At 65.5% G+C, this 22,852-nt stretch carries 24 protein-coding genes; 21 read left to right on the top strand and 3 right to left on the bottom strand.

Translation table 11 applies throughout. From position 1 onward, the window contains the following. Window positions 1–6: 6 nt before the first annotated feature. Genes LKE50_06545 through rsfS form a run of 4 tightly spaced genes read left to right on the top strand, consistent with a single transcriptional unit; the run spans window position 7 to window position 3,068 of the window. Window positions 7–1,263 (top strand): glutamate-5-semialdehyde dehydrogenase, encoded by a 1,257-nt coding sequence (locus LKE50_06545; protein MCH3968258.1) that lies wholly within the window; start codon window positions 7–9, stop codon window positions 1,261–1,263. A 23-nt stretch (window positions 1,264–1,286) separates the two neighbouring features. Next, the gene (gene nadD, locus LKE50_06550; GenBank protein MCH3968259.1) at window positions 1,287–1,943 is read left to right on the top strand and encodes a nicotinate-nucleotide adenylyltransferase; all 657 of its coding nucleotides are present in this window, start codon (window positions 1,287–1,289) and stop codon (window positions 1,941–1,943) included. Then, a complete protein-coding gene (yqeK, locus tag LKE50_06555; protein ID MCH3968260.1) occupies window positions 1,940–2,650 on the top strand; it encodes a bis(5'-nucleosyl)-tetraphosphatase (symmetrical) YqeK in 711 nt (236 codons plus the stop codon). Before nadD ends, yqeK begins: the two co-directional genes overlap by 4 nt. Before the next feature lie 25 nt (window positions 2,651–2,675). Further along, window positions 2,676–3,068, top strand: a complete 393-nt coding sequence (rsfS, locus tag LKE50_06560) for a ribosome silencing factor (protein MCH3968261.1) — start codon at window positions 2,676–2,678, stop codon at window positions 3,066–3,068. On the opposite strand, the gene dinB is transcribed toward rsfS, so the two are convergent. The 3 genes from dinB to LKE50_06575 are packed head-to-tail and all read right to left on the bottom strand — an operon-like array spanning window position 3,065 to window position 6,319. After that, window positions 3,065–4,330: a DNA polymerase IV gene (gene dinB, locus LKE50_06565; protein ID MCH3968262.1), complete on the bottom strand. Its 1,266-nt coding sequence runs from the start codon at window positions 4,328–4,330 to the stop codon at window positions 3,065–3,067. The two genes, rsfS and dinB, sit on opposite strands and share 4 nt — an antisense overlap. A 27-nt stretch (window positions 4,331–4,357) precedes the next feature. Further along, complete coding sequence (locus LKE50_06570; GenBank protein MCH3968263.1) at window positions 4,358–5,614, bottom strand: HAMP domain-containing histidine kinase; 1,257 nt, start codon at window positions 5,612–5,614, stop codon at window positions 4,358–4,360. A gap of 27 nt (window positions 5,615–5,641) precedes the next feature. Then, entirely contained in the window at window positions 5,642–6,319 is a 678-nt protein-coding gene (locus LKE50_06575; protein MCH3968264.1) for a response regulator transcription factor, read from the bottom strand. A 241-nt stretch (window positions 6,320–6,560) separates the two neighbouring features. On the opposite strand from LKE50_06575, the gene rpsP reads away from it, so the two are divergent. From rpsP to LKE50_06660, 17 genes are all read left to right on the top strand, one after another. After that, complete coding sequence (gene rpsP / locus LKE50_06580; GenBank protein ID MCH3968265.1) at window positions 6,561–6,920, top strand: 30S ribosomal protein S16; 360 nt, start codon at window positions 6,561–6,563, stop codon at window positions 6,918–6,920. Between the two features lies 1 nt (window position 6,921). After that, the gene (locus tag LKE50_06585; GenBank protein MCH3968266.1) at window positions 6,922–7,224 is read left to right on the top strand and encodes a KH domain-containing protein; all 303 of its coding nucleotides are present in this window, start codon (window positions 6,922–6,924) and stop codon (window positions 7,222–7,224) included. Window positions 7,225–7,229: 5 nt separating this feature from the next. Beyond that, the gene (locus tag LKE50_06590; protein ID MCH3968267.1) at window positions 7,230–7,760 is read left to right on the top strand and encodes a 16S rRNA processing protein RimM; all 531 of its coding nucleotides are present in this window, start codon (window positions 7,230–7,232) and stop codon (window positions 7,758–7,760) included. Between the two features lie 2 nt (window positions 7,761–7,762). Then, window positions 7,763–8,524 (top strand): tRNA (guanosine(37)-N1)-methyltransferase TrmD, encoded by a 762-nt coding sequence (gene trmD / locus LKE50_06595; GenBank protein MCH3968268.1) that lies wholly within the window; start codon window positions 7,763–7,765, stop codon window positions 8,522–8,524. Further along, complete coding sequence (gene lepB, locus LKE50_06600) at window positions 8,521–9,081, top strand: signal peptidase I (GenBank protein ID MCH3968269.1); 561 nt, start codon at window positions 8,521–8,523, stop codon at window positions 9,079–9,081. Before trmD ends, lepB begins: the two co-directional genes overlap by 4 nt. Before the next feature lie 48 nt (window positions 9,082–9,129). Then, window positions 9,130–10,038, top strand: coding sequence for a glycine--tRNA ligase subunit alpha (locus tag LKE50_06605; protein MCH3968270.1), 909 nt, complete (start codon window positions 9,130–9,132; stop codon window positions 10,036–10,038). A 2-nt stretch (window positions 10,039–10,040) separates the two neighbouring features. After that, window positions 10,041–12,125, top strand: coding sequence for a glycine--tRNA ligase subunit beta (glyS, locus tag LKE50_06610; protein MCH3968271.1), 2,085 nt, complete (start codon window positions 10,041–10,043; stop codon window positions 12,123–12,125). Between the two features lie 52 nt (window positions 12,126–12,177). Beyond that, complete coding sequence (locus LKE50_06615) at window positions 12,178–13,056, top strand: kinase/pyrophosphorylase (protein ID MCH3968272.1); 879 nt, start codon at window positions 12,178–12,180, stop codon at window positions 13,054–13,056. Between the two features lie 237 nt (window positions 13,057–13,293). Beyond that, entirely contained in the window at window positions 13,294–16,053 is a 2,760-nt protein-coding gene (gene ppdK / locus LKE50_06620) for a pyruvate, phosphate dikinase (protein MCH3968273.1), read from the top strand. Window positions 16,054–16,182: 129 nt separating this feature from the next. Then, the gene (locus LKE50_06625) at window positions 16,183–17,238 is read left to right on the top strand and encodes a deoxyguanosinetriphosphate triphosphohydrolase (GenBank protein MCH3968274.1); all 1,056 of its coding nucleotides are present in this window, start codon (window positions 16,183–16,185) and stop codon (window positions 17,236–17,238) included. Window positions 17,239–17,307: 69 nt separating this feature from the next. Next, window positions 17,308–18,291, top strand: a complete 984-nt coding sequence (locus LKE50_06630) for a DUF6273 domain-containing protein (GenBank protein MCH3968275.1) — start codon at window positions 17,308–17,310, stop codon at window positions 18,289–18,291. Between the two features lie 152 nt (window positions 18,292–18,443). Further along, window positions 18,444–18,788, top strand: coding sequence for a 50S ribosomal protein L19 (gene rplS / locus LKE50_06635; GenBank protein MCH3968276.1), 345 nt, complete (start codon window positions 18,444–18,446; stop codon window positions 18,786–18,788). Window positions 18,789–18,883: 95 nt separating this feature from the next. Beyond that, entirely contained in the window at window positions 18,884–19,678 is a 795-nt protein-coding gene (locus tag LKE50_06640; protein ID MCH3968277.1) for a ribonuclease HII, read from the top strand. Window positions 19,679–19,851: 173 nt separating this feature from the next. Further along, window positions 19,852–20,418, top strand: a complete 567-nt coding sequence (locus LKE50_06645) for a YraN family protein (GenBank protein MCH3968278.1) — start codon at window positions 19,852–19,854, stop codon at window positions 20,416–20,418. Continuing rightward, on the top strand, window positions 20,418–20,828 hold the full coding sequence (locus LKE50_06650) for a hypothetical protein (GenBank protein MCH3968279.1): 411 nt from the start codon (window positions 20,418–20,420) through the stop codon (window positions 20,826–20,828). The genes LKE50_06645 and LKE50_06650 overlap by 1 nt, the downstream gene beginning before the upstream one ends. Further along, the gene (locus LKE50_06655; GenBank protein MCH3968280.1) at window positions 20,791–21,924 is read left to right on the top strand and encodes an ATP-binding protein; all 1,134 of its coding nucleotides are present in this window, start codon (window positions 20,791–20,793) and stop codon (window positions 21,922–21,924) included. Before LKE50_06650 ends, LKE50_06655 begins: the two co-directional genes overlap by 38 nt. Next, window positions 21,921–22,841: a DNA-protecting protein DprA gene (locus tag LKE50_06660; GenBank protein ID MCH3968281.1), complete on the top strand. Its 921-nt coding sequence runs from the start codon at window positions 21,921–21,923 to the stop codon at window positions 22,839–22,841. Before LKE50_06655 ends, LKE50_06660 begins: the two co-directional genes overlap by 4 nt. Window positions 22,842–22,852 lie beyond the last annotated feature (11 nt).

Below are 22,852 nucleotides of genomic sequence, written 5' to 3' on the forward strand. Positions count from 1 at the left end.
GCGCCCATGTCGGAGTCCGAGTCCAAGGCACGTCTGGCCCATGAGGCCGCGCCAGTGGTGGCGCACCTCTCTGCCCAGGTCCGTAGCGAGGCGATCCGCGCCGCAGCAGGTGCGCTCCTCTCGTCGTCAGAGGCGATCCTCGAGGCGAACGGGCGCGACATGGCGAGGGCCCGCGAGGCGGGGATGGCCGACTCGCTCCTTGACCGTCTCATGCTCGACGAGGGGCGTGTCAAGTCGATCGCCTCGTCGATGTCCGAGGTGGCCGACCAGCCTGACCCGCTTGCGCGTACCCTGGCCGGCTCGACGCTCCCGTCTGGGGTCCGTGTCGAGCGAGTCACCGTACCGCTGGGCGTCGTCGCCATCGTCTACGAGGCCCGCCCCAACGTCACGGCTGACGCGATCGCGCTGTGCCTGCGCTCCGGGAACGCCTGCGTGCTGCGCGGGGGCTCCGCCGCGCACGACTCGTGCATCGCCATCACCGAGGCCGCGCGGGCGGGGGCGGTGGGGTGCGGTGTCCCGCCCGAGGCCATCGCCATCATCGAGGCCCCCGGCCATGACGAGACCCAGTGCCTGATGCGCGCCACCGGCCTCGTCGACCTGCTCATCCCGCGCGGGGGAGCCTCCCTCATACGCGCCTGCGTGGAGGGGGCCACGGTCCCCACCATCCAGACCGGCGTGGGTAACTGCCACATCTACCTGGAGCGCACCGCGGACGTCCAGAAGGCGATCAACATCGTCGTCAACGCCAAGACCTCGCGGCCGGGTGTCTGCAACGCTGCCGAGTCCCTCCTGGTCGATTCCGACGTCGCCGGGACCTTGCTCCCGCCCGTCCTCGAGGCCCTGGCCGACAAGGGTGTCGAGCTCGTGGGTGACGAGCGTGCCTGCATGGCGGCAGCCTCGTGCGGCGTGGACATGGGGCATGCCTCCGTGGAGGACTGGGGGCGTGAGTACCTTGGCCTCAAGATGAGCGTCCGCTGCGTCGATGGGGTCGTGGCGGCCATCGACCACATCAACCGGTATGGCACCGGGCATTCGGAGGCCATCGTCACCGAGAGCTACGAGGCCTCCGAACGCTTCCTCGCCGACGTGGATGCCGCGGTCGTGTATGTGAACGCCTCGACGCGCTTCACCGATGGCGGGATGTTCGGACTCGGCTGTGAGATCGGCATCTCGACCCAGAAGCTGCATGTGCGTGGTCCCATGGGTGCAGAGGCTCTCACGTCCACCAAGTACCTCGCCAGGGGAGACGGGCAGATACGATGACGCCTCCTTGCGTCGAGGAACCCATGGCAGGACTGCCTGACCTCGCTCGTGACCCGAGCCGCACCTATCGGCTCGGCATCATGGGTGGTACCTTCGACCCGATCCATAACGGGCACCTGGTCGCGGCACAGCAGGCGGCTGGCGACCTCGGGCTCGACCTCGTGCTCTTCATGCCTGCCGGACATCCGGCGTTCAAGCAGGACCGTTCGGTCTCGTCATGCGAGGACCGCTATGCGATGGCGCTCCTCGCGACTTCCGACAACCCCCTCTTCGTTGCCAGTCGATTCGAGGTCGACCGGCCGGGGATCACCTATACCGCGGATACCCTCGAGGCCATCAGGGACTACTATCCCCCCAACGTGAAGCTCTACTTCATCACGGGCGCAGATGCCATCATCAGCATCGTCACCTGGCACGACGCTGCCAAGATCGCACGGCTGGCCACGCTCGTGGGGGCCACGCGGCCGGGGTATGACCTCGCACGGGCACGTGCCGTTCTGGATTCCTCACCCATCGACTTCGACGTCAGGTATCTCGAGGTGCCTGCCCTTGCCATCTCGTCGAGCTACCTGAGGGCACGCGTGAAGGAGGGGCAATCCCTGCGCTACCTCACTCCTGAGTCGGTGCGGGGTTACGTCCAGAAGCGTCATCTGTATGGTGCCAACCAGGAGGATGCATGAGCAAGGTCGCCAAGAGGAAGGGTCAGGTCAAGAGAATCGCCCCGACCAAGGGGACGAAGGCCGCGGGATGGAAGGAGCTCCTCGGCCATAGGGCTCGGTTCACGCCGCTGCAGTGCGCTCGGATCGAGCGGCTCGAGGATGACCTTGCCGAGCGGCTCGAGTCCCTGCCGAAGAGGCTCGCCCACTCGCTCTCGGTGGGACGCAGCGCCGAGGCGCTCGCCCTCCTCTATGGCGTCGACCCCTATAAGGCCCGCGTGGCCGGAATCCTCCATGACTGGGACAAGGTGGTGCCCCATGACGAGCTCATCGCTCGCGCCCATGAACTCGGCATCGACCTCGGGGTCGAGCCGACCCTCGTGGTCTCCCTGCTGCATGGCATGGTCGCCGAGCGCGAGCTGCCGGACGTCTACCCCGACCTGCCCCCTGACATCCTGCAGGCGATCGGTCGCCATACCATCGGCGCCGCCGACATGACGCCGCTCGATGACGTCATCTTCGTCGCGGACGGGATCGAGCCGCTCCGACCGTCCTCGCCTGGCATCGACGAGGTGAGGCATCTGGTCGGGAGCGTGACGCTGCCGAACCTCTTCTGGGTCTCGTTCACGGGTGGCATCACGTACGTGGTGGGACGCGGCCGCTACCTCTACCCTGGTACCATCGACATATACAATGGGATCGTGGCCCGTGGAAACCACGGGTACGAGTGATCGTACGAACACGACAGGAGACTTCATGACGACACCGCTCGAGATGGCACGAATCGCTGCAAGCGCCGCGGACGACAAGAAGGCGGAGGACATCGTCCTCCTCGACCTCGAGGGGGTGTCAGACGTCTGCGACTACTTCCTCATCTGCACCGCAGCCAACGCCCGCCGTTCGTCCTCCGTCGTCGACGAGGTCATCGACCGGGTCCGTGCCAATTGCGGGGTGCGTCCCATCTCAAGCGAGGGGCGGGACGATTCGACCTGGGTGCTCCTCGACTATGGCTCGCTCGTCGTGCACGTCTTTCTCCCCGAGACACGTGACTTCTATCGGCTCGAGCGTCTCTGGGGCGACTGCTCGCAGGTCGATCTCGGCCTCGCTCATGGTGCCGACAAGGGGGACGATGGGGGAGTGCAGGACTAGTCGTCCTGCTTGTGGGCGGGTGTCGTGTTCGTGGTGCGGCCCGAGAGCCTGAGGTCGCGGCCGAGCGCCACGGCCTGGTCTCCGAATCGCTCCCGGACCTCGTCGCAGGTCCGATGGAGCTCGTGCCGTTGCGTGGCTGAGGCCTGGTCATCGAAGAGGCCGAGCTGCTCGGGCTCCTCCGTGTCGGCGAACCCCGAAATGCCGACGCCGACCAGGCGTACGTGCATGCCCCTTGCCCAGAGACCTGCCGCCAGGTCCTGCGCCATGGGTCCGAAGTCCCCCTCGTCGTCGGTCGGATGGGTGAGGCTCGTCTGTGCCGTGCTCGCATGGTCGAGGTCATAGCGCACCTTCACGGTCACGCAGGTGCCCTTGAGGCCCTTCCGGCGAAGCCTGGTCGCCACCATGGACGCCATGGCGCCCGCTGCGGCCCTCACGTCAGCCTCGGTCGTGAGGTCCGTTGCATACGTGCGCTCGTTCGAGACGGACTTCGGGTCTGGCCTCGATGCCTGCTCCGAGACGACCGACTGCTCGAGGCCGGCGGCCCTGAGTGCGAACGAGGTCGCCTGCGATCCGAGGACCGACGTGAGCAGCCCTCGGTCCGCTGCTGCGAGCTGTCCCAACGTCGTGATGCCGAGCGCCGAGAGCCGCCGCTCGGCCGACGCCCCGATGCCGCTCATCGAACGCACCGGCAGAGGGGCCAGGAAGGCCTGCTCGGAGCCTGGGAGGACGATCGTGAGGCCTCGTGGCTTGTCTCGCTCGGAGGCGATCTTCGCGACGGTCTTGTTGGATCCGAGCCCGATGGAGCACGTGACTCCGAGCGCGGCCACGCGCTCCTGTATGCGCCCGCATATCGCGAGCGGGCTCTCGTGCGAGAACCTCCCTGGCGTCACGTCGAAGAAGGCCTCGTCTATGGACACCTGTTCCACATAGGGGCTCTCTTGGCCGATGAGCGACATGACCTGCCCGCTCACGCAGCGGTAGCGGTCGAAGTGGCCGTTGGTCCAGACGGCATCGGGGCAGAGACGGCGTGCGGTGGCGGCTGGCATGGCAGAATGGACGCCGAAGGTGCGGGCCTCATAGGAGGCCGTGGAGACGACGCCTCGCCGGTCGGCGTCCCCGCCTACGATGACGGGACGTCCGCGCCACTCCGGGTGGTCGAGCTGCTCGACGGAGGCAAAGAACGCGTCGAGGTCTAGCAGACCTATGGCAGGGCCCTCCCAGGGGAGGTCGTCCGTATCGTCTGATGTGGTCTCTCGGTCCATGGACCCAGTATAGGGTGATCAAAGGCCTCAGAAGGTCACCGAGAAGCAGGTGCCTGCGGCGGCAGAGCTCGTGCAGGAGATCTTTCCATGGTGCGCGTCGACGATCCCCTTCGCGATGGCCAGGCCGAGGCCATAGCCGCCGGTCTCCTTGCCGTTCTTGCGCGTGCGGGCCTTGTCGGAGCGATAGAAGCGGTCGAACACGTGGTCGATGTCCTCCTGGTCCATCGGGACGCCCTTGTTGGTGACGCTGAGGCGCGGGTGCGAGCCCTCAGTGGCCAGGCGCACCTTCACCGTGGACTCCGCCTCGGCGTACTTGCAGGCGTTGTCGACGAGGATCTTGACGAGGCGTTCCAGGGCTGCGGGGTCTCCCTTGACATGCTCGCCCTCAGTGACGGATGCGTCGATCTGACAACCCCGCTCGAAGGCGACGGCATCGAACTCGAGGGAGACGTTGTCCACCAGAGCCGAGAGGTCGACGTCGACGCACTGGAAGGCGCCGCCGTCACCGACGGAGGTCTCATCGGTTCGTGCAAGTTCGAGGAGGTCGTTCACGAGCCCCTTCATGCGTTCCGACTCGTCCGAGGTGGACTCGATCCAACGCCGGTCCTCCTCTGGTATGTCGGTCCGTTCGGTGAGGATCTGCGAGTTCGCAAGAATCACCGAGAGGGGCGTCTTGAGCTCGTGGGACGCGTCGGCGACGAATCTGCGCTGCTCGTTCCAGGCGCGCTCGACAGGCGCAAGGGCCCATTTGGAGAGGAACCATGTGATGACGAAGAGGACGCCCATGCCGGCCCCGAAGACGAGCAGGGCCGATGTCGCCTGGTTCTTGAGGGTCGCATCTATGCCGGACGTGTCGGCTATGGCGATGCGGTATCCGTCATCCGTGGAGGCCCGCTTCCAGGCGAGGTGCTGGGCCGAGATGGTGCCTGAGGAGCTGTCCGAGGTGAGCGCCTCAGACAGCACGCTTGCAAGCGTGTCCTGCGAGATGGCGACTGACGCGCCGTTGGAGTGGAGGACGAGGCCGTCGGAGTCGACGTCCACCCAGAACACGACCATGTGACCGCCGCCGAGCTGCTCCATGCTCGAGTTGCCGTCGTCGGCCACCGAACCGTTCTCCGGCGAGGTGGCTGACATGGCATCGAGCGAACGGTCGAGCGAACGGTCGAGCATCTCGTCGAGCGAGCGGTACGTCGTCACGTACGACGAACCCAGCACGCAGGCAAGCACGATGCCGACGAGGATCATCGTCGTGAGGATGAACTTCCTCTTCAGTCCCTTGAGCATCTCGGCCTCTTCCCTTGGCAGCGCAGGTTACTGGTCGAGCTCCTCGAGGCGGTAGCCGAGCATGCGAAGGGTCGTGATCTGGACCCGCGAGTGCAGGAAGGTGAGCTTCTTGCGCAGGAAGGAGATATAGGCCTCGGCCGAGTTCTCGTTGGTCTCGCCCTCGGTGCCCCAGACCCTCGTGAGCAGGTCCTGCTTCGAGACGACCCTGTTGGTCCCGCTCATGAGCATGCGGAGGACCTCGAACTCCTTCTGCGAGAGGTGCACGTGGTGCTCGTCGCACTTGAGGTCGTGCGTGTTGAGGTCGAGCGTGAGGTCACCGAAGGAGGCCTCGTCGACCACGACCTCGCCCTGGCGGCGGGTGAGCGCACGGACGCGTGCGAGCAGCTCGGCTGACTCGAAGGGCTTGGTCATGTAGTCGTCGGCCCCACAGTCGAGCCCCTCGACCTTGTCGGTCGTGGCGGTGCGGGCGGTCAGCATCATGACGGGGATGGAGTTGTTCTCCTTGCGGAGGGTGTGGACGACCTCGAAGCCGTCGATGCCGGGTAGCATCACGTCGAGGACGACGGCGTCGTACATGCCGCTCTGTGCATAGGAAAGGCCCGTCTTGCCGTCATAGGCCGCCTCGGCGTTGTATCCGTCCTCCTTGAGGATGTGGCAGATCGCGTCAGCCAGGTTCCGTTCGTCCTCTACTACGAGTACGTTCATCGTGGGTCCCTTCCGCTGGTGTTTGACTTACCTTGTGCTTGCCCAAAATGTACGCATAGCCACTGAACTGGGGCTGAAGCTTTCAGGAACCTGCAGATAGGAGCTCTAGCTGGGTTTTCCGTTCACAAAAACTGCACTTCAAAGACATGCTGCCATGGCGTATGATGAACAGCGTTCTGTGTGGGTATGCGGTGCATTTCACAGCTTCTATCCCAGCGCCGCTCGTATGGAGGAGTTTTCATTGGCAGTCAAGATTCGCCTGGCCCGTCACGGTGCCAAGAAGCGTCCGTATTACCGCGTCGTCGTCGCTGACGGCCGCAAGCCGCGCGACGGCAGGCTCATCGAGGAGGTCGGTCGTTACAACCCGCTGACCGAGCCCAAGACCATCACGCTCGACCTCGAGAAGATCGATGCCTGGATCGCCAAGGGCGCTCAGCCCTCCAACGCGGTCTCGCACCTCATCGACATCGCTCGCGAGGGCGACAAGCCCGCGCCCGAGAAGAAGTCCAAGAAGTCGAAGAAGCAGGCTGCCAAGGACGCTGCTGCCAAGGAGGAGGCGGCTGCCGCCGCCGAGCCCGAGGCAGCCGAGGCCGCTGAGTAGCATGTCTGATACCGAGGCTGGACCCATCGAGGACGCTTCGTCTGACGCCACCGGCGAGCTCCCCTCCGATCGCGTCGCCGACCTGGTGGAGCTCATCGTCTGCGGTCTCGTCGATGACGAGGACGCGGTCTCTCTCGATGTCACCGACTCCGAGGCAGGTACCCTCATCGAGGTCTCCTGCGCCGAGGACGATGCCGGCAAGGTCATCGGGAGGCGTGGCCGCTCGATCAAGGCCATCCGTACGATCGCGCGGGCCTTGGGCCAGCGCGTGGGGACGGCCGTCGAGGTCGAGGTCGTCGGCTAGTCGTCGTGCAGCCTGACTATCGTGTCATAGCATGCGTCACCAAGACGCATGGGAGGAAAGGGGAGGTCGTCGCGGTTCCCGCGGACGGCCTTCCCTTGCTCATGCGCGAGGGGCTTCGCGTCTGCGTCGTTCCTCCCTTGCTCAAGGGTGACCGGTGGCATGAGGTCCTCGATGTGGACGATGGTCCTCATGGCCAGCTGGTCGCCCTCTCGGGGGTCACGGACCAGGGCGCCGCGTCCAAGATCGTGGGAAGGTCCCTGCTGGCCTCCGTGGCCGACCTCCCGGAGGATCTCACCCTGCATGACGGTGCGCGCCTCGTGGGGAGGGATGTCGTCGACTCCCGGCTCGGTGCCATCGGCCACGTCGAGGAGGTCATGTTCGGTACGGCCCAGGACGTCTGGGTCGTCCGCGGCGGCGACCTCGGTGAGGTGCTCGTGCCTGCCGTCGACGCCATCGTCACCTCCGTCCCTGCGGACGGGCCTATTCAGGTCACGCTTCCTCCCGGCTTGCTCGACCCCGCCGGGATGGGGGAGTAGCCATGGCCCTCACCGTGGACGTGCTCTCCGTCTTCCCGGAGGTCTTCGCGTCATACGTGGACGCCTCGATCCTGGGCCGTGCGCAGCGCTCGGGCCTCTTCGAGTTCCATGCGCATGACCTCAGGGACTGGACGCATGACCGGCATCGGACGGTCGACGATGCCCCCTTCGGCGGAGGCCAGGGGATGCTCATGAAGCCAGCACCCATCTTCGACGCCGTCCGTGACCTCTCGTCTTCTGGCGTGGTCCCACATGTCGTGTTCTTCTCGCCTGTCGGGACGCCGTTTCGCCAGGCGGATGCCGAGCGACTCTCGCGCGAGGAGCGGGTCCTCTTCGTCTGCGGACGCTACGAGGGCATGGACGAGCGGGTCTATGAGCTGGCCGACGAGGTCGTCTCGTTGGGCGACTACGTGCTCACGGGAGGCGAGCTCGCCGCGCTGGTGGTCACGGATGCCATGGTGAGGCTCATCCCTGGTGCCCTGGGTGACGACAAGAGCGCGGTGGACGAATCGTTTTCCTGTGGGATGCTCGAGTACGCGCAATATACGAGGCCGGCGGACTATGATGGGCGCCGTGTGCCTGACGTCCTGCTCTCGGGCGATCATGCCGCGGTCGATGCCTGGAGGCGCAGGTCCGCCATCACGAGGACAGCGCTCCGGAGGCCTGACCTCATCGAAGGGGCCGGTCTCACGGCAGACGAGCGAGCGGCGGCGCACCAGATCGAGCAACGTCAGCAGACCGACCATGACAGGGAGGACTCATGAGCGACTCAGGCCACGAGCGTCTGTCCAGTGCGCTGGAGTGGGTGCTCATCATCGTCGCGGCCGTCGGATTTGCCCTCCTCATCAGGACCTTCGTAGCCGAGCCCTTCGAGATCCCCTCTGGTTCCATGCAAGACACCCTCGAGGTAGGCGACCGGATCCTCGGCGAGAAGGTCAGCTACCACTTCAGGTCTCCCCAGGCTGGCGACATTGTCACCTTCACCGACCCCGACGACGAGGGCACCACGCTCATCAAGCGGGTCATCGCCACCGAGGGGCAGACGGTCGACCTCGAGGACGGCGTGGTCTACGTCGATGGGCAGGCACTCTCCGAGTCCTACACTGAGGGCAAGCGGAGCGACCCCATCTCGTCCCATGCGAAGGGACTCGACCAGGACGTCACATACCCATACGTGGTGCCCGAGGGCTCGATCTGGGTCATGGGGGACAACCGTACCAACTCGCTCGATTCGAGGTATTTCGGGGCAATCCCGGTCTCCAACGTCACCACGCGGGCCTTGGCGACGTTCTGGCCCCTCTCGGACTGGAAGGTCCTCTAGGACATCCCCGCTCACGGCAAACCAAGGCAACGGAAGGCGTCAACGAACATGGACCATACAGGCGGCACGTTCCAGGACATGATCCTCACCCTCGAGCACTACTGGGCCGACCACGGATGCACGGTCATGCAGCCCTATGACTCCGAGGTCGGAGCCGGTACGTTCCATACCGCGACCCTCCTGCGCTCCTTGGGCCCTGCCTCCTGGAGCGCCTGCTACCCGCAGCCGTGCCGCAGGCCTGCTGACGGGCGCTACGGGGAGAACCCCAACCGGCTGCAGCACTACTACCAGTTCCAGGTCCTCATCAAGCCGAGCCCGGTCGACTCCCAGGACCTCTATCTCGGGAGCCTCGCGGCCATCGGCCTCGACCCCGCGAAGCACGACGTGCGCTTCGTCGAGGACGACTGGGAGAGTCCCACGCTCGGGGCATGGGGCCTGGGATGGGAGGTCTGGCTCAACGGCATGGAGGTCACGCAGTTCACGTACTTCCAGCAGGTGGGTGGTATCGAGGTCGATCCCGTCCCCGTGGAGATCACCTATGGCCTCGAGCGCATCGCCATGTACGCGCAGGGCGTCAACTCGGTATATGACCTCGTGTGGAGCTACCTGCCTGACGGCACGCCCATGACCTACGGCGAGGTCTTCCTCGAGAACGAGCGCGAGTTCTCGGCCTACAACTTCGAGGTGGCGAACGTCGACATGATGCGCTCGAAGTTCGACGACTACGAGCGCGAGTGCCATAGCTGCCTCGACGCGCACCTCCCCCTGCCCGGCTATGACTGCGTCCTCAAGTGCAGCCATGCGTTCAACCTGCTCGACAGCAGGGGAGCGCTCTCGGCGACCGAGAGGACCAACTACATCCTCAGGGTCAGGACGCTCGCGAAGGCCTCGTGCGAGGCCTACCTGGCCGACGTGGCCAGCTCTGACGGATCTTCCCAGAAGGGTCAGGTGGCCTAACGATGGCGACGACACACGAACTCCTGCTCGAGATCGGGTGCGAGGAGCTTCCCTCCGCGCCTCTCATGAAGGCCGTCGTCCAGCTCGGCAAGCTCATGGATGCCGGGCTCGACGAGGCTGGGCTTACCCATGGTGAGGTCCGCACGCTGTCGACCCCCCGCAGGCTCGCCGTTATGGTGGCGGATGTGGCAGACGCGACCGAGGAGGTCCATACGTGCGCGCGTGGTCCCCAGGCGCGCATCGCGTTCGATGCCGATGGCAACCCGACCAAGGCGGCCCTCGGGTTCGCACGTGGCAAGGGTGTCGACGCCTCTGACCTCGTGACGCGCGAGGCCGAGGACGGGAAGACCTATGTCTTCGCCGACGTCAACGTGGCGTCACGGCCTGCGGCGGGTCTCATCACCGAGCTCGCCGAGCGCACCATCGCCTCGCTGGACTTTCCGCGGAGTCAGCGTTGGGGCTCCACGCACGAGCGCTTCTGCCGCCCGGTCAGGTGGATCTGCTGCCTGCTCGGCAGCGACGTCATCCCGGTACGCTATGCGGATGTCACCTCGGGTAACGTGACGCGAGGGCATCGAGTCCTGGCGCCTGGCGACCATGTCGTGGGCGAGGCCTCGGCCTACGAGGACGTCCTCGAGAGGGCCTTCGTGCTTGGCGAGGACCGTAGGCGGGCGGTGATCGAGGAGGGCATCAAGGGCCTCGAGGCCCGTCTCGCCTGTCACGTCGACACACCGAAGCGTACCTTCGACGAGGTGGTTAACCTCTGCGAGTGGCCGACCGTCCTCGTCGGTCACTTCGACGACGAGTTCCTTGCCGTCCCGCATGAGATCATCTGCGAGTCCATGCTCTCCAACCAGCGCTATTTCCCCGTCTATGATGCCGACGGAAAGCTCACCACGTCATTCGTCGTGGTCTCGAACGCGGACCCAGCCGTGTCTGACACCGTCGTCGATGGCAACGAGCGCGTCGTCCGTGCCCGTCTCGACGATGCGAAGTTCTTCTACGAGGAGGACCTCAAGACCCCTCTCGACGACCTGCTTCCCCGACTCGACAAGGTCACCTTCCAGGAGCGCCTGGGGACGGTCCTGCAGAAGGTCCGCCGCATGGAGGTGGTCGCTCCCGTGGTCGCTCGGGAGGCCTCGGCCGATGTCGCCTGCCAACATGAGGCCGAGCGTGCCGCCCATCTCGCGAAGGCTGACCTCGTGAGCCAGGCTGTGGTGGAGTTCACGAGCCAGCAAGGTGTCATGGGCGGTTACTATGCGGCCGCAGCTGGAGAGCCGACGGAGGTCTGCGACGCCATCCGTGACCAGTATCGCCCACGCTTCGCCGGGGACGACCTGCCCGAGGGGCTGGTCGGCAAGTGCGTGGCCGTCTCCGACAAGCTCGACACCATCTGTGGAATGTTCGCCATCGACGAGCCTCCCACTGGCAGCTCGGATCCGTTCGCCGTCCGCAGGAGCGCAATCGGCGTCCTCAACATCCTCGAGACCCTCCCCGCGGTCTCCCTCTCGGCCCTGGTCGACGCGTCTCTCGATGCCTATGCGAGGCAGGGCATCGACTTCGACCTGCCTGCCGTGTCGCATGCGGTGTGCGACTACTTCGCGGGTCGTCTCGCCGTCATGGCCAAGGATGCGGGAGTTCGTCCCGACACGATAGAGGCCGTCGAGGCCACCGGTGTCATCGACCCGGCGGAGTTCCTCCGTCGTGCCCGTGCGCTCGACGTCGCCCGTGCCAGCCAGGCAGACCTGTTCGATGATCTCGCGACCGCCTATGCGCGTGCCTCCCACCTTGCTGATGCCTCGCTTGGCACCGACGTCGACGAGGCACTTCTCACAGACCCTGAGCGTGCGCTCGACGATGCGTGCTCCGAGGGACAGGACCAGGTGGCGCAGGCCCTTGAGAAGGGCGACTACGAGTCCGCTCTCGCCTCGCTCGCCTCCCTGCGTGCGCCCATCGACACCTTCTTCGAGGACGTCCTCGTGATGGATGACGACCCCGCCATCCGCGAGAACAGACTCCGACTGCTCAACCGGTTTGCCGGCGTCTTCGCTGACGTCGCGGACTTCGGGGCGCTCGCCCGGGCGTAGCTCCCACCCGAAGTGCTTCTCGTCCCCTGGCATTCGAGAGTATGGAGGCACCATGGCCGTCACGTTCAAGCAGGCTATCGACACGCCCAACGAGGACGCTGCCGTCGCGTATGTGATCTCGGACTCGCTCGGAGGCACGGCGAGCGGCGTCGTGAGCGCCGCCGCCGCCCAGTTCGAGCGGGGGAGTGTCGAGGTCATCAGGCTCACGAAGGTCGAGTCCGTCGATGACGTGCGCGCCTACCTCGATGCCCATTTCGACCCCGAGCGTCCGTGCGCGGTCTTCCATACGATCGCTGACCCCGAGCTGAGGCAGCAGATAAAGGAGGAGCTCGAGGGCCGCATGATTCCCTCGATCGACCTCATCGGTCCCTCCATCTCGATCCTGTCGGTGCTGACGGGCTCGGCCCCCTCTCGCGCCGCAGGTCAGACCCATGTGGCGGACGACCGCTACTTCCGTCGCATCTCGGCCATGGAGTTCTTCGTCGACCACGACGACGGTCGCAACCCCGAGGGCCTCAAGGACGCCGAGATCGTGCTCGTGGGCGTCTCGCGCACATCAAAGACACCCCTCTCCATGTACCTCGCGTTCCTGGGATATGACGTCGCCAACGTACCGCTTGCCCATGGGATGGAGCCACCCGCCCAGCTCCTCGACGAGGTGGACCCAGGAAGGATCTTCGGCCTGCTCTCCACGGTCGACGTGCTCTCCGAGATCCGTGACAGCCGGCTCTCGGATGATGCGACCTATGCTGCCGCGGGGAGCTATGCCGACCCGGCACAGATCTCCGACGAGCAGCGTGAGGCGCGCGCGTACATGAAGAAGCTGGGCTGCCTCGTCATCCATACCGAGCACAAGTCCGTCGAGGAGACCGCCTCCGAGATCGTCGAGCATATCGAGGCGCTCGAGCGGGCCCGCGGCGAGAGGAGCTAGCGCGGCCATAGGTCCTCGCGAGCCTGTCCCCGCTGTGGAGATGGCTTGGTGATGTCGGCGCCATCATCCGTTTGCGGATGTATTTCGCCGCCCGACCGCATTCTCGGCCTTCTTTGGGAACATTCCACCACAATGGTGCGAGTGAGTCGGGGGCGTGGGATGCGTTCTCGGGCACTCGTCTCATACAAGGGTGGGTAACTGTTGGTGCGCCCATGGGCGCTCATGAGAAGGAGAGACATGGCTGAAACCAAGCATGTGTACCGCTTTGGTGCGGACGCCTCGGGTAAGGACGTGACCGAGGGAGCATCCAAGATGAACTTCATCCTGGGTGGCAAGGGTGCGAACCTCGCCGAGATGGCTAAGATCGGCCTTCCTGTTCCTCCGGGATTCACGATCACCTGCCAGACCTGCGTCCAGTACTCGAGCGCGAACAACACCTGGGGTGCCGGCGTGCTCGACGAGATCGAGGCCGCCCGTAAGGACCTCGAGCAGCGTATGGGCAAGAAGCTCGGCGACAACGAGGACCCGCTGCTCGTCTCCGTCCGCTCCGGTGCGCCCTTCTCGATGCCCGGCATGATGGATACCGTCCTGAACCTCGGCCTCAACGACACCTCGGTCCAGGGCCTCATCAAGCAGACCGGCAATGAGCGCTTCAGCTGGGACTCGTATCGTCGCTTCGTGCAGATGTTCTCGAGCGTCGTCATGGGCGTCGACGGCGACCTCTTCGAGAACGCCATCAACGAGCGCAAGCTCGCGAAGGGCGTCAAGAACGATACCGAGCTCACGGCCGACGACCTGAAGGCGCTCGTCGACGTCTTCAAGGGCATCTTCTCCCAGAACGTCTCAGGCTCCGAGCATCCCGAGGTCGTGACCGACGGGAAGGTTACCTTCCCGCAGGATCCCTACGTCCAGCTGAAGCTGGCCATCGAGGCCGTCTTCGGGAGCTGGAACAACGAGCGCGCCATCCTCTATCGCAAGCAGAACAAAATCTCGGACGACCTCGGCACTGCCGTGAACGTCCAGGTCATGGTCTTCGGCAACAAGGGTGACACCTCCGCCACCGGCGTTGCGTTCACGCGCAACCCCGCCACCGGCGAGAAGGAGTACTACGGCGACTTCCTGGTCAACGCACAGGGCGAGGACGTCGTGGCCGGCATCCGCAACACGGAGCCCATCGCAGACCTCAAGAAGACCCCCGGTCTCGAGTCCGCCGGCCAGGAGCTCGAGGACATCTTCGTCATCCTCGAGAAGCACTACCGCGACATGATGGACATCGAGTTCACGATCGAGCAGTCGAAGCTCTGGATGCTCCAGACGCGCGTGGGCAAGCGCACCGCCCAGTCCGCGCTCAAGTGCGCCATAGACATGGAGAAGGAGGGCTTCATCTCGAAGGAGGAGGCCGTCTGCCGTGTCAATCCCGCCCAGCTCGACCAGCTCCTGCACCCGCAGCTCGACCCGAAGGCCAAGCTCGACGTCCTAGCCACTGGCCTGAACGCGAGCCCCGGCGCGGCAGTCGGCGGCGTCGTCTTCTCGTCCTCCGATGCCGTCGAGTGGCATGAGGCCGGCAAGCCCTGCCTCCTCGTCCGCTGGGAGACCAATCCCGACGACCTCAAGGGCATGGTAGCCGCCGAGGGCATCCTCACGAGCCATGGTGGCAAGACGAGCCACGCGGCGGTCATCGCCCGTGGCATGGGTGCGCCCTGCGTCTGCGGCGTCGAGGCGCTGAAGATCGACCCGACCCAGAAGGAGGTCAAGGTCTCCGGCACCGACGTCGTGCTCCACGAGGGCGACGTCCTCACCATCGACGGCACCACCGGCAACGTCTTCATGGGTGCCGTCGACCTTATCCGTCCGGAGCTCACGGGCGACCTCGAGACCATCCTCGAGTGGGCCGACGAGATTCGTAACGACCCCTCGCGCGGCCGCGTCATCGGCGTCCGTGCAAATGCGGACAACCCCGCCGATGCCCAGCTCTCGCGCGACTTCGGTGCCGAGGGCATCGGCCTGTGCCGTACCGAGCACATGTTCCTGGGCGACCGCAAGCACATCATCCAGGACTACATCCTCGCTGACGACGAGGACACCAAGAAGCGTGCCCTCTCGCAGCTTCTCGAGGCCCAGACCGGTGACTTCCTCGGCATGTTCAAGGCCATGGACTCCCGCACGGTCATCGTCCGCCTCCTCGACCCGCCCCTGCACGAGTTCCTCGACAACCCCCGCGACCTCGCCATCAAGATCGCCGTCGCCGAGGCCAAGGGTGCCACCGAGGCAGAGCTCGCTCCGCAGCGTGACCTCCTCGCCCGCATCGACTCGATGACCGAGGCGAACCCCATGCTCGGCCTTCGAGGCTGCCGTCTGGGCATCGTCTATCCCGAGCTCACCGACATGCAGGTCAAGGCCATCGCCACGGCTGCCGCAGAGCTCAAGGGCCAGGGCCTGTTCCCGATGCCCGAGATCATGATCCCGCTCGTCTCGGTCGCCGAGGAGCTCAAGTTCCTGCGCGCCCAGGTCGAGGCTGACATCAAGCAGGTCGAGGAGGAGAAGGGCGTCGAGCTCGACATCCCCATCGGCACCATGATCGAGCTGCCTCGTGCGGCGGTCACGGCCGACGAGATCGGCAAGTACGCCGACTTCTTCTCGTTCGGCACCAACGACCTTACGCAGACGACCTTCGGCTTCTCACGCGACGACGTGGAGAGCGCGTTCATCCCCACGTACCTGCGCAAGAAGCTCCTCCCCGTCAACCCCTTCGAGACCATCGACGACGGTGTCGTCAAGATGGTGAAGATGGGCGTCGAGGGCGGCCGCTCCGCCAACGACCGCCTGCAGACCGGGGTCTGTGGCGAGCATGGCGGCGACCCTGACTCGATCTTCAAGTTCTACAAGGTCGGCGTAGACTACGTGAGCTGCTCGCCCTACCGCGTGCCCATCGCCCGCCTCACTGCCTGCCAGGCAAAGATCAAGTACAGCGGCGCGGCCGGGTTCCAGGACAAGTAACACGGAGGTTCTCCCAGAGGGATCCTTGAGACGGGGAGGTCGGACCAGGTCCGGCCTTCCCGTCTTGCCAAAGAAGCGTCTATCATGGACCGCAAGCGCGTCAAGCTGTGCGCGTGGGAAGGAGCCACCATGGAACGCCTGAGCCGAGAGGAGCTCGAACGTCGCGAGGACGAGCTCCTCGGGCCGCTCGCGACTCGTGCCGCAGACTCCCGTGGGCGCCTCCGCCCCGAGGTGCCAGACCCGCTCCGGACCTGCTTCCAACGTGACCGGGACCGGATCCTGCACTGCAAGAGCTTCCGCAGGATGGCCCACAAGACGCAGGTGTTCCTCGCCCCCGAGGGAGATCACTATCGCACGCGCCTCACGCATACCCTCGAGGTCTGCCAGATCTCCCGCGACGTCGCCCGCTCGTGCCGGCTCAACGAGGACCTCACCGAGGCGATCGCGCTCGGCCATGACCTCGGGCATACCCCCTTCGGCCATACCGGGGAGGACGCGCTCGCGCGCGCGATGGCACGGTATCGTGGCATGGACCCTGCGACTGACCAGGGGCGTGCCCTGTTCCGCCACAACGAGCAGAGCGTGCGCGTTGTGGAGCTGGTCGAGAAGGACGGCCAAGGCCTCAACCTCTGCCTCGAGGTCGTCGACGGCATCCTGTGCCATACGGGTCCCAAGGAGGCTGACACGTCCGAGGGCCAGGTGGTGTCCATCTGCGACCGGGTCGCCTATGTCAACCATGACATCGACGACGCCATCAGGGCGGGTCTCCTCTCGGAGACGGACCTTCCGGCTGCGCCATGCTCGCTGCTCGGGCACTCCTCTACCGAACGGATCACCTCTATGGTCACCGACCTCGTCGACACGACCTGTGAGGTCGGGCGGGTCCGCATGAGCGACGTCACCTGGGATGCCATGGAGGAACTCCGCGCGTACCTCTATGCCCATATCTATTCGAAGAGCGACGCCAAGCATGAGGAGCCCAAGGCCAACCGCCTCGTGGAGGAACTCTTCGACTACTACATCGAACACCTCGACCAGGTCCCCTCGGAATATCGCCGGCATGACGCCGACCATCCCGACGTGCAGGTCGCGGACTTCATCTCGTGCATGACGGATAGGTATGCGGTGCGTACCTATGAGGAGCTCAAGGTCCCCCATGCCTGGGGAAGCGTGACCACGTTCTGAGGGAGGGTCACACGGCCCTGAGGTATGCTCGATGTGGTCCTGAAGGCAATCTGCCCGTATTGGAGCGACATGTCTCATCGAGGTTCCCAGGGAAGTGCTCGTGCGATCGTTGCCGTGGTGGTGCTCGTGGTGGGTGTCGCAGCCGTCCTGGGCATGGCTACGGGCCTGATACCGAGCCTCCTGTCCAGGGCAGGCTCCGGGACGTCCCAGAACCAGGCCACGACGCAGGGCTCGATACCCACCACACGGTCAGCCGACTCGTTCTCGGAGTACTCATGGGCCGAGCTCTCCGACATCTCGAGGCAGATCGAGGCCGCTGGGGGAGGGGATGCCTCGGTCGACGTCGCAAGGCGGTATGGCCTCGTGAACCAAGACGGCACCCTGACTGCCGAGCGGCATGCCCTCGAGCTCTCGGATGGCACCACCGTTGAGGTGAGGCTGGCTGGAATCATGCACGACCAGCGCTCGGACGCTTCCGGGGCAGCCGGGCTGACCCTTGTCACATGCGATGCGATCGCCCAACGGCCCATGGAGGACACGGCCACCGTCGATGGCGGCTGGGAGGGGTCCTCGATGAGGACCTGGCTCTCTGCGGACGGGGCTGCGCTCCTTCCGCAGGACCTCTCCTCACGGATCGTCCCCGTCAACAAGCTCACCAACAACGTCGGCAAGGCCTCGGATGCCTCCGTGGTGACCGGTACCTCCGATGCCATCTGGCTCCTCTCGGCTCATGAGGTCTGTGGCGACGTCGACTGGTTCGGGAGCGAGTATGGGTCGGGGTACTCGTTCTATGATGACGTCCTTGATGCCGAGGGCACGCAGTACGAGTGCTTCCAGGAGGCTGGCGTGAGCGCGAAGAGTGCTTCGAGCTCGGTGCTGTCCGCATCTTATGGCGGCAAGGCCACGGCGTGGTCGTACCGTACCCCCGTCCCCGTCGATTGGAACATCGACGCACTCGGTCACTACTTCTTCGGCGCGCTCGACACGGGATATCCCCATGGGCAGAACGACGTCAACGTGGCCACGGGTGTGGTGATCGGGTTCTGCCTCTAGGAGGTCTCGGAACCTCAGATTGTGTGGGAGGCAAGACATGTGGCCTCTCCCTTGCAGGACGAGCCGCGTTCGGGTACCATCTCATCTCGTGTGCAAACCCATGTGCTCGGCGCTGATGCGCGAGCACCTCTGGCCAGAGGATTGAGGAAACAATGGATTACATCCGTGCCATCGAGCGCCAGCAGATTCGCGAGGACATCCCCGCGGTCAAGGTCGGCGACAACGTCAAGGTGCACTACCGCATCAAGGAAGGCGACCGCGAGCGCGAGCAGATCTTCCAGGGCGACGTCATCCGCATGAGCGGTGCCTCCAGCCGTGAGACCTTCACGGTTCGCAAGATCAGCTTCGGCGTCGGCGTCGAGCGTACCTTCCCGCTTCATAGCCCTAAGATCGCGAAGCTCGAGATCATGCGTCACGGTGAGGTCCATCGTGCCAAGCTGTACTTCCTGCGCGACCGCGTCGGCAAGGCGGCTCGTCTGCGCGAGAAGCGCAACTAGCCTCTGCTCATCCGTGTTTGGGAGGGCCGCCTGCGGGCGGCCCTTTTGCTAGACCCGTTCTGGGGTGAGGACTTCTTCTTGGTGGAGGCGGGTTGATGGGTACCACTGGCATGCCTTGTCCGCATACCGCACGAGAGGTGGCGGCCGTGCTGTCCGATGCCACCTACGAGGAGGTCGATGGCCTCATCGCACGCTATTCCGACGACCCGCGTGCGGGCGTGAGGAAGGCCGTCGCGACAGCCCGTCGGAGGCACGACCGCGATCGGGCCGAGCGGTCTCGTGTCGAGGGAATGTACTCGCTCATGAGGGAGCTTGGCGGGGATGGAGTCGTGGTGGGCGTCGACGAGGTCGGCCGCGGTGCCGTTGCGGGGCCCCTCACGGTGGGGGCAGTGGTACTTCCCGATGACCCCATCATATGGGGCATCAACGATTCCAAGCAGCTCACGCCGCAGATGCGCGAGCGTCTTGCCGTCCGCATCAGCGAGGTCGCGATCGCGATAGGCATCTGCCACGTCCCTCCCGAGACGATCGATGCGGTCGGCATGTCGGCTGCCCTTCGCTATGCGATGTCCCATGCCATCGATGACACTGGCGTGGAGCCAGACTGCGTCCTCATCGACGGCAACCCCGTCCATGCCCATCCCCTCGAGCGCACCCTCGTGAAGGGCGACGCACGCATAGCCTGCATCGCCTGTGCCTCCATCGTCGCCAAGGTCACGCGAGATGAGCTCATGGTCTCGTACGATGACGTCTATCCGGGATACCACCTTGCCGAGTCAAAGGGGTATGCCTCCCCTGAGCACATCGCGGCCATTCGTGCCCATGGGCTCACCGACATACATCGTGCATCGTTCTGTGGAAACTTCTTGGAGACCCCCAGCCTCTTCTGATGGGTCCCCGATGCCCCCCGCATGGCTTCTCGGCATCCGCGGCCTGTTGACCTCGGCAGCTCTTCCAACTGTCAAAGTTTGTTGGATTCCTGACTGTTTTTGGACAGTCGGGACCGAATCCCTGTTGGTTTTCCATGCCATTCTCTGAGCCCCACCACGACGGAGGAGGACCCATGGACGAGGAACTGACGAACTGCCTGGACGAGGACCTTGATGCGGCCATCGAAGCGAAGGACGATCCCGACGCGGTCGGTGTCGATGACGGCGCCCCCGACGACGACCTCGATGCGTGTTCGAGGCTCGTACCGTCCTTCAGGCGAATCCCCTACGAGGCCCCGAGGTATAAGGCGCCCGACAAGCCCATCGGCCAATGGACCTCGCGCGAGGTAGGGCGCGAGGGCGAGACCATAGCCGCCCTCTACCTCAGGCGTCGAGGGTACGAGGTCATCGCTCGCAACTGGCGGTGCATCAAGGGCGAGGCCGATATCGTCGCCATCGATGGGGACACGCACGTCCTCGTCGAGGTGAAGACCAGGGTCCAGGTCGGGGAGGAGGACTTCATCCCGGAGCTTGCCGTCGACGGAGCCAAGCAGAGGCGATACCGCGACATCGGCCTCATGTACATGGTCGAGAACCCCGATGTCAGATCGGTTCGATTCGATGTCATCGCCGTGAGCATAGTAGGGGAGCAGTGCGCCCGCCTTCGCCACCTGATGGCCGCGTTCAGCTGGGATGACTGATGGGCAGCAGGGGGTTCTGCGTCCATGGGGCGGTGCTGAGGGGAATCTCGGCGGTCCCCGTGACGGTGGAGGTCGACCTTGCGGGAGGCATCCCCGGGATAACCATCGTGGGGATGCCGGATGCGGCCGTCCTCGAGGCGCGCAGTCGCGTGCGATGTGCCCTGCGCGCCTGCGACTTCGAGATTCCCCGTCTTCATATCACGGTCAACCTTGCCCCGAGCGATGTCCGAAAGCAGGGCACGGGCCTCGACCTTGCGATGGCCACCGCAATCCTTGCGGCGACTGCGCAGATCCCCGCCTCTGGTCTTGACGGAAGCCTCTTCGTGGGCGAGCTCGGGCTGGACGGTGCGGTGAGCCCCGTGCGGGGGGGACGTGGCCTACGCGCTCCTCGCTCGGGACGAGGGACTTGACCTTGCGGGGCACCTCGGATCATGGTGTGCCTCCGAGGTAGGGGTCAAGCTCAGGCGCATCGAGACGCTCTCCCAGCTCAAGGCCGGCCTGGCGCGAGTCGCCGAGGTGGGGTCCCCCAATATGCCGGAGCGCATGACCGACCCTGCTTCCACGACGGACTTCTCCGATGTGATTGACCAGGAGCTCGCGAAGCGCGCCTGCGTCATAGCGAGCGCCGGGCGGCTCGGTCTGCTCATGGTCGGGCCCCCTGGTGCCGGCAAGACCATGCTTGCGCGGAGGATGCCGCAGGTGCTGCCTCCCCTCGTAGGGGAGGAGCGCCTCCAGGCCCTCCTGGTCCATTCGGTCGCGGGGCTTGACGGTTCTGCTCTCATGCGGGGCGAGCGCCCCTTCAGGGCCCCGCACCACTCGGTGTCGACGGCAGGCCTCATAGGGGGCGGCCGCCCGGTGGTTCCCGGCGAGATATCGCTGGCGCATGGAGGGGTCCTTTTCCTTGACGAGATGCCGGAGTTCGGACCTGGCTCGCTCCAGGCCCTCCGGCAGCCGCTCGAGGACGGCGAGGTCCGTATCGTTCGAGTGGATGGCACCTATACGTTCCCCTGCGACTTCCAGCTCGTCGCTGCGGCGAACCCCTGCCCCTGCGGGTACCTCGGGGACCCTGACCATCCCTGCACCTGTGGGGAGGCTGACATCCATCGCTACCGCGGTCGGATCGGGGGGCCGCTCCTTGACCGCATCGACCTCGCCATCGCCATGGCACGCCCCTCCTCCGAGAGGATCATACGGGGCCAGGAGGGTCTTGGCACGCGCGAGATGTGCGAGTTGGTCTCGAGGGCACGTGCATTCGCCGCTGAGCGAGAGCGACATGTGCCCGAGGGGGCGGGCCGGGGGAGCGCAGGCCCGCTCTCGGGGCTCTCCTTCTCACGTTCGGTCCGTGCCACGCTGGAGGGGATGGCCGCGAGGCTCGCGCTCGGTGGCCGTGCCATCGCCCGTGTGGCGCGCGTCGCCCGTACGGTCGGCGACGTCGAATGCCATCCGGAGGTGACCTCAGACGACGTGGCCGAGGCCATGGGGTTCAGGACGGGGGCGATATCATGAGCGACGGAATCCGTGAGATGCCAGATGACGGATGGACGATGGCCCCATCCGACGACTCGTATCCGCCTCTCGCACGCGATGCGCACGAGGGCTCAGGGTTCGAGAGGATCTGGGGCGTGGGCTCTGCCGAGGTCCTCTCGAGGCCATGCGTCTCGGTCGTGGGAGCCCGGAGGGCGACTCCCTATGGGCTCGCGGTCGCCGAGATGGTCGGAAGGGTCGCGGCCGAGAGCGGCATCGTGGTCGTGTCCGGAGGGGCCATGGGGGTCGACCGGGCGGCCGGCTTGGCCGCGGTGGACGCGGGGGGCGCCACGGTCGTCGTCTCCGGATGCGGGGCCGACGTCGTCTACCCACGTTCCTCCGCAGACGTCTTCGATGCCGCGCGCACGCAGGGCGGGGCCGTCATATCACTTGGGAGCTGGGGGACGCAACCCCGCCGGTACGCGTTTCCCAAGAGGAACGTCCTCATAGCGGCCCTCTCGCCGGTGCTCGTGGTCACCGAGGCCGGGCTGCCCTCGGGGACGATGAGCACGGCCGTGAGCGCTGCAGAGCTCGGCAGGTCCGTCTATTGTGCGCCTGGGTCGATCTTCTCGCCCAACTCGCGCGGGACCAACCAGCTCCTCTATGATGGGGCGCGGCCGTTCATAGGCGAGACGACCCTTCAGGACATGCTCGAGGATGACTATCGGCTGCTACGCCTGAGTCCCACGGGTTCGCATTGCCAGGAGCGTGGGCGCATCCTCTCGGCGCTCGTGGCCTCACCGGCACGTCCCGACGACCTCGCATCGCGTCTGGGCGAGGGGCTGCTCACGATCCTGAGGACGTTGTCCGACTACGAGTCCCGAGGCCTTGTGACGAGGCTGGCCGATGGGAGGTATGCAGCCTCCGAGGCCTCGCTCTTGGGGCACAATGGGAGCTGACGGTCGGAAGG

It is taken from the genome of Atopobiaceae bacterium, from assembly GCA_022483015.1.
GTDB lineage: Bacteria > Actinomycetota > Coriobacteriia > Coriobacteriales > Atopobiaceae > JALCUE01.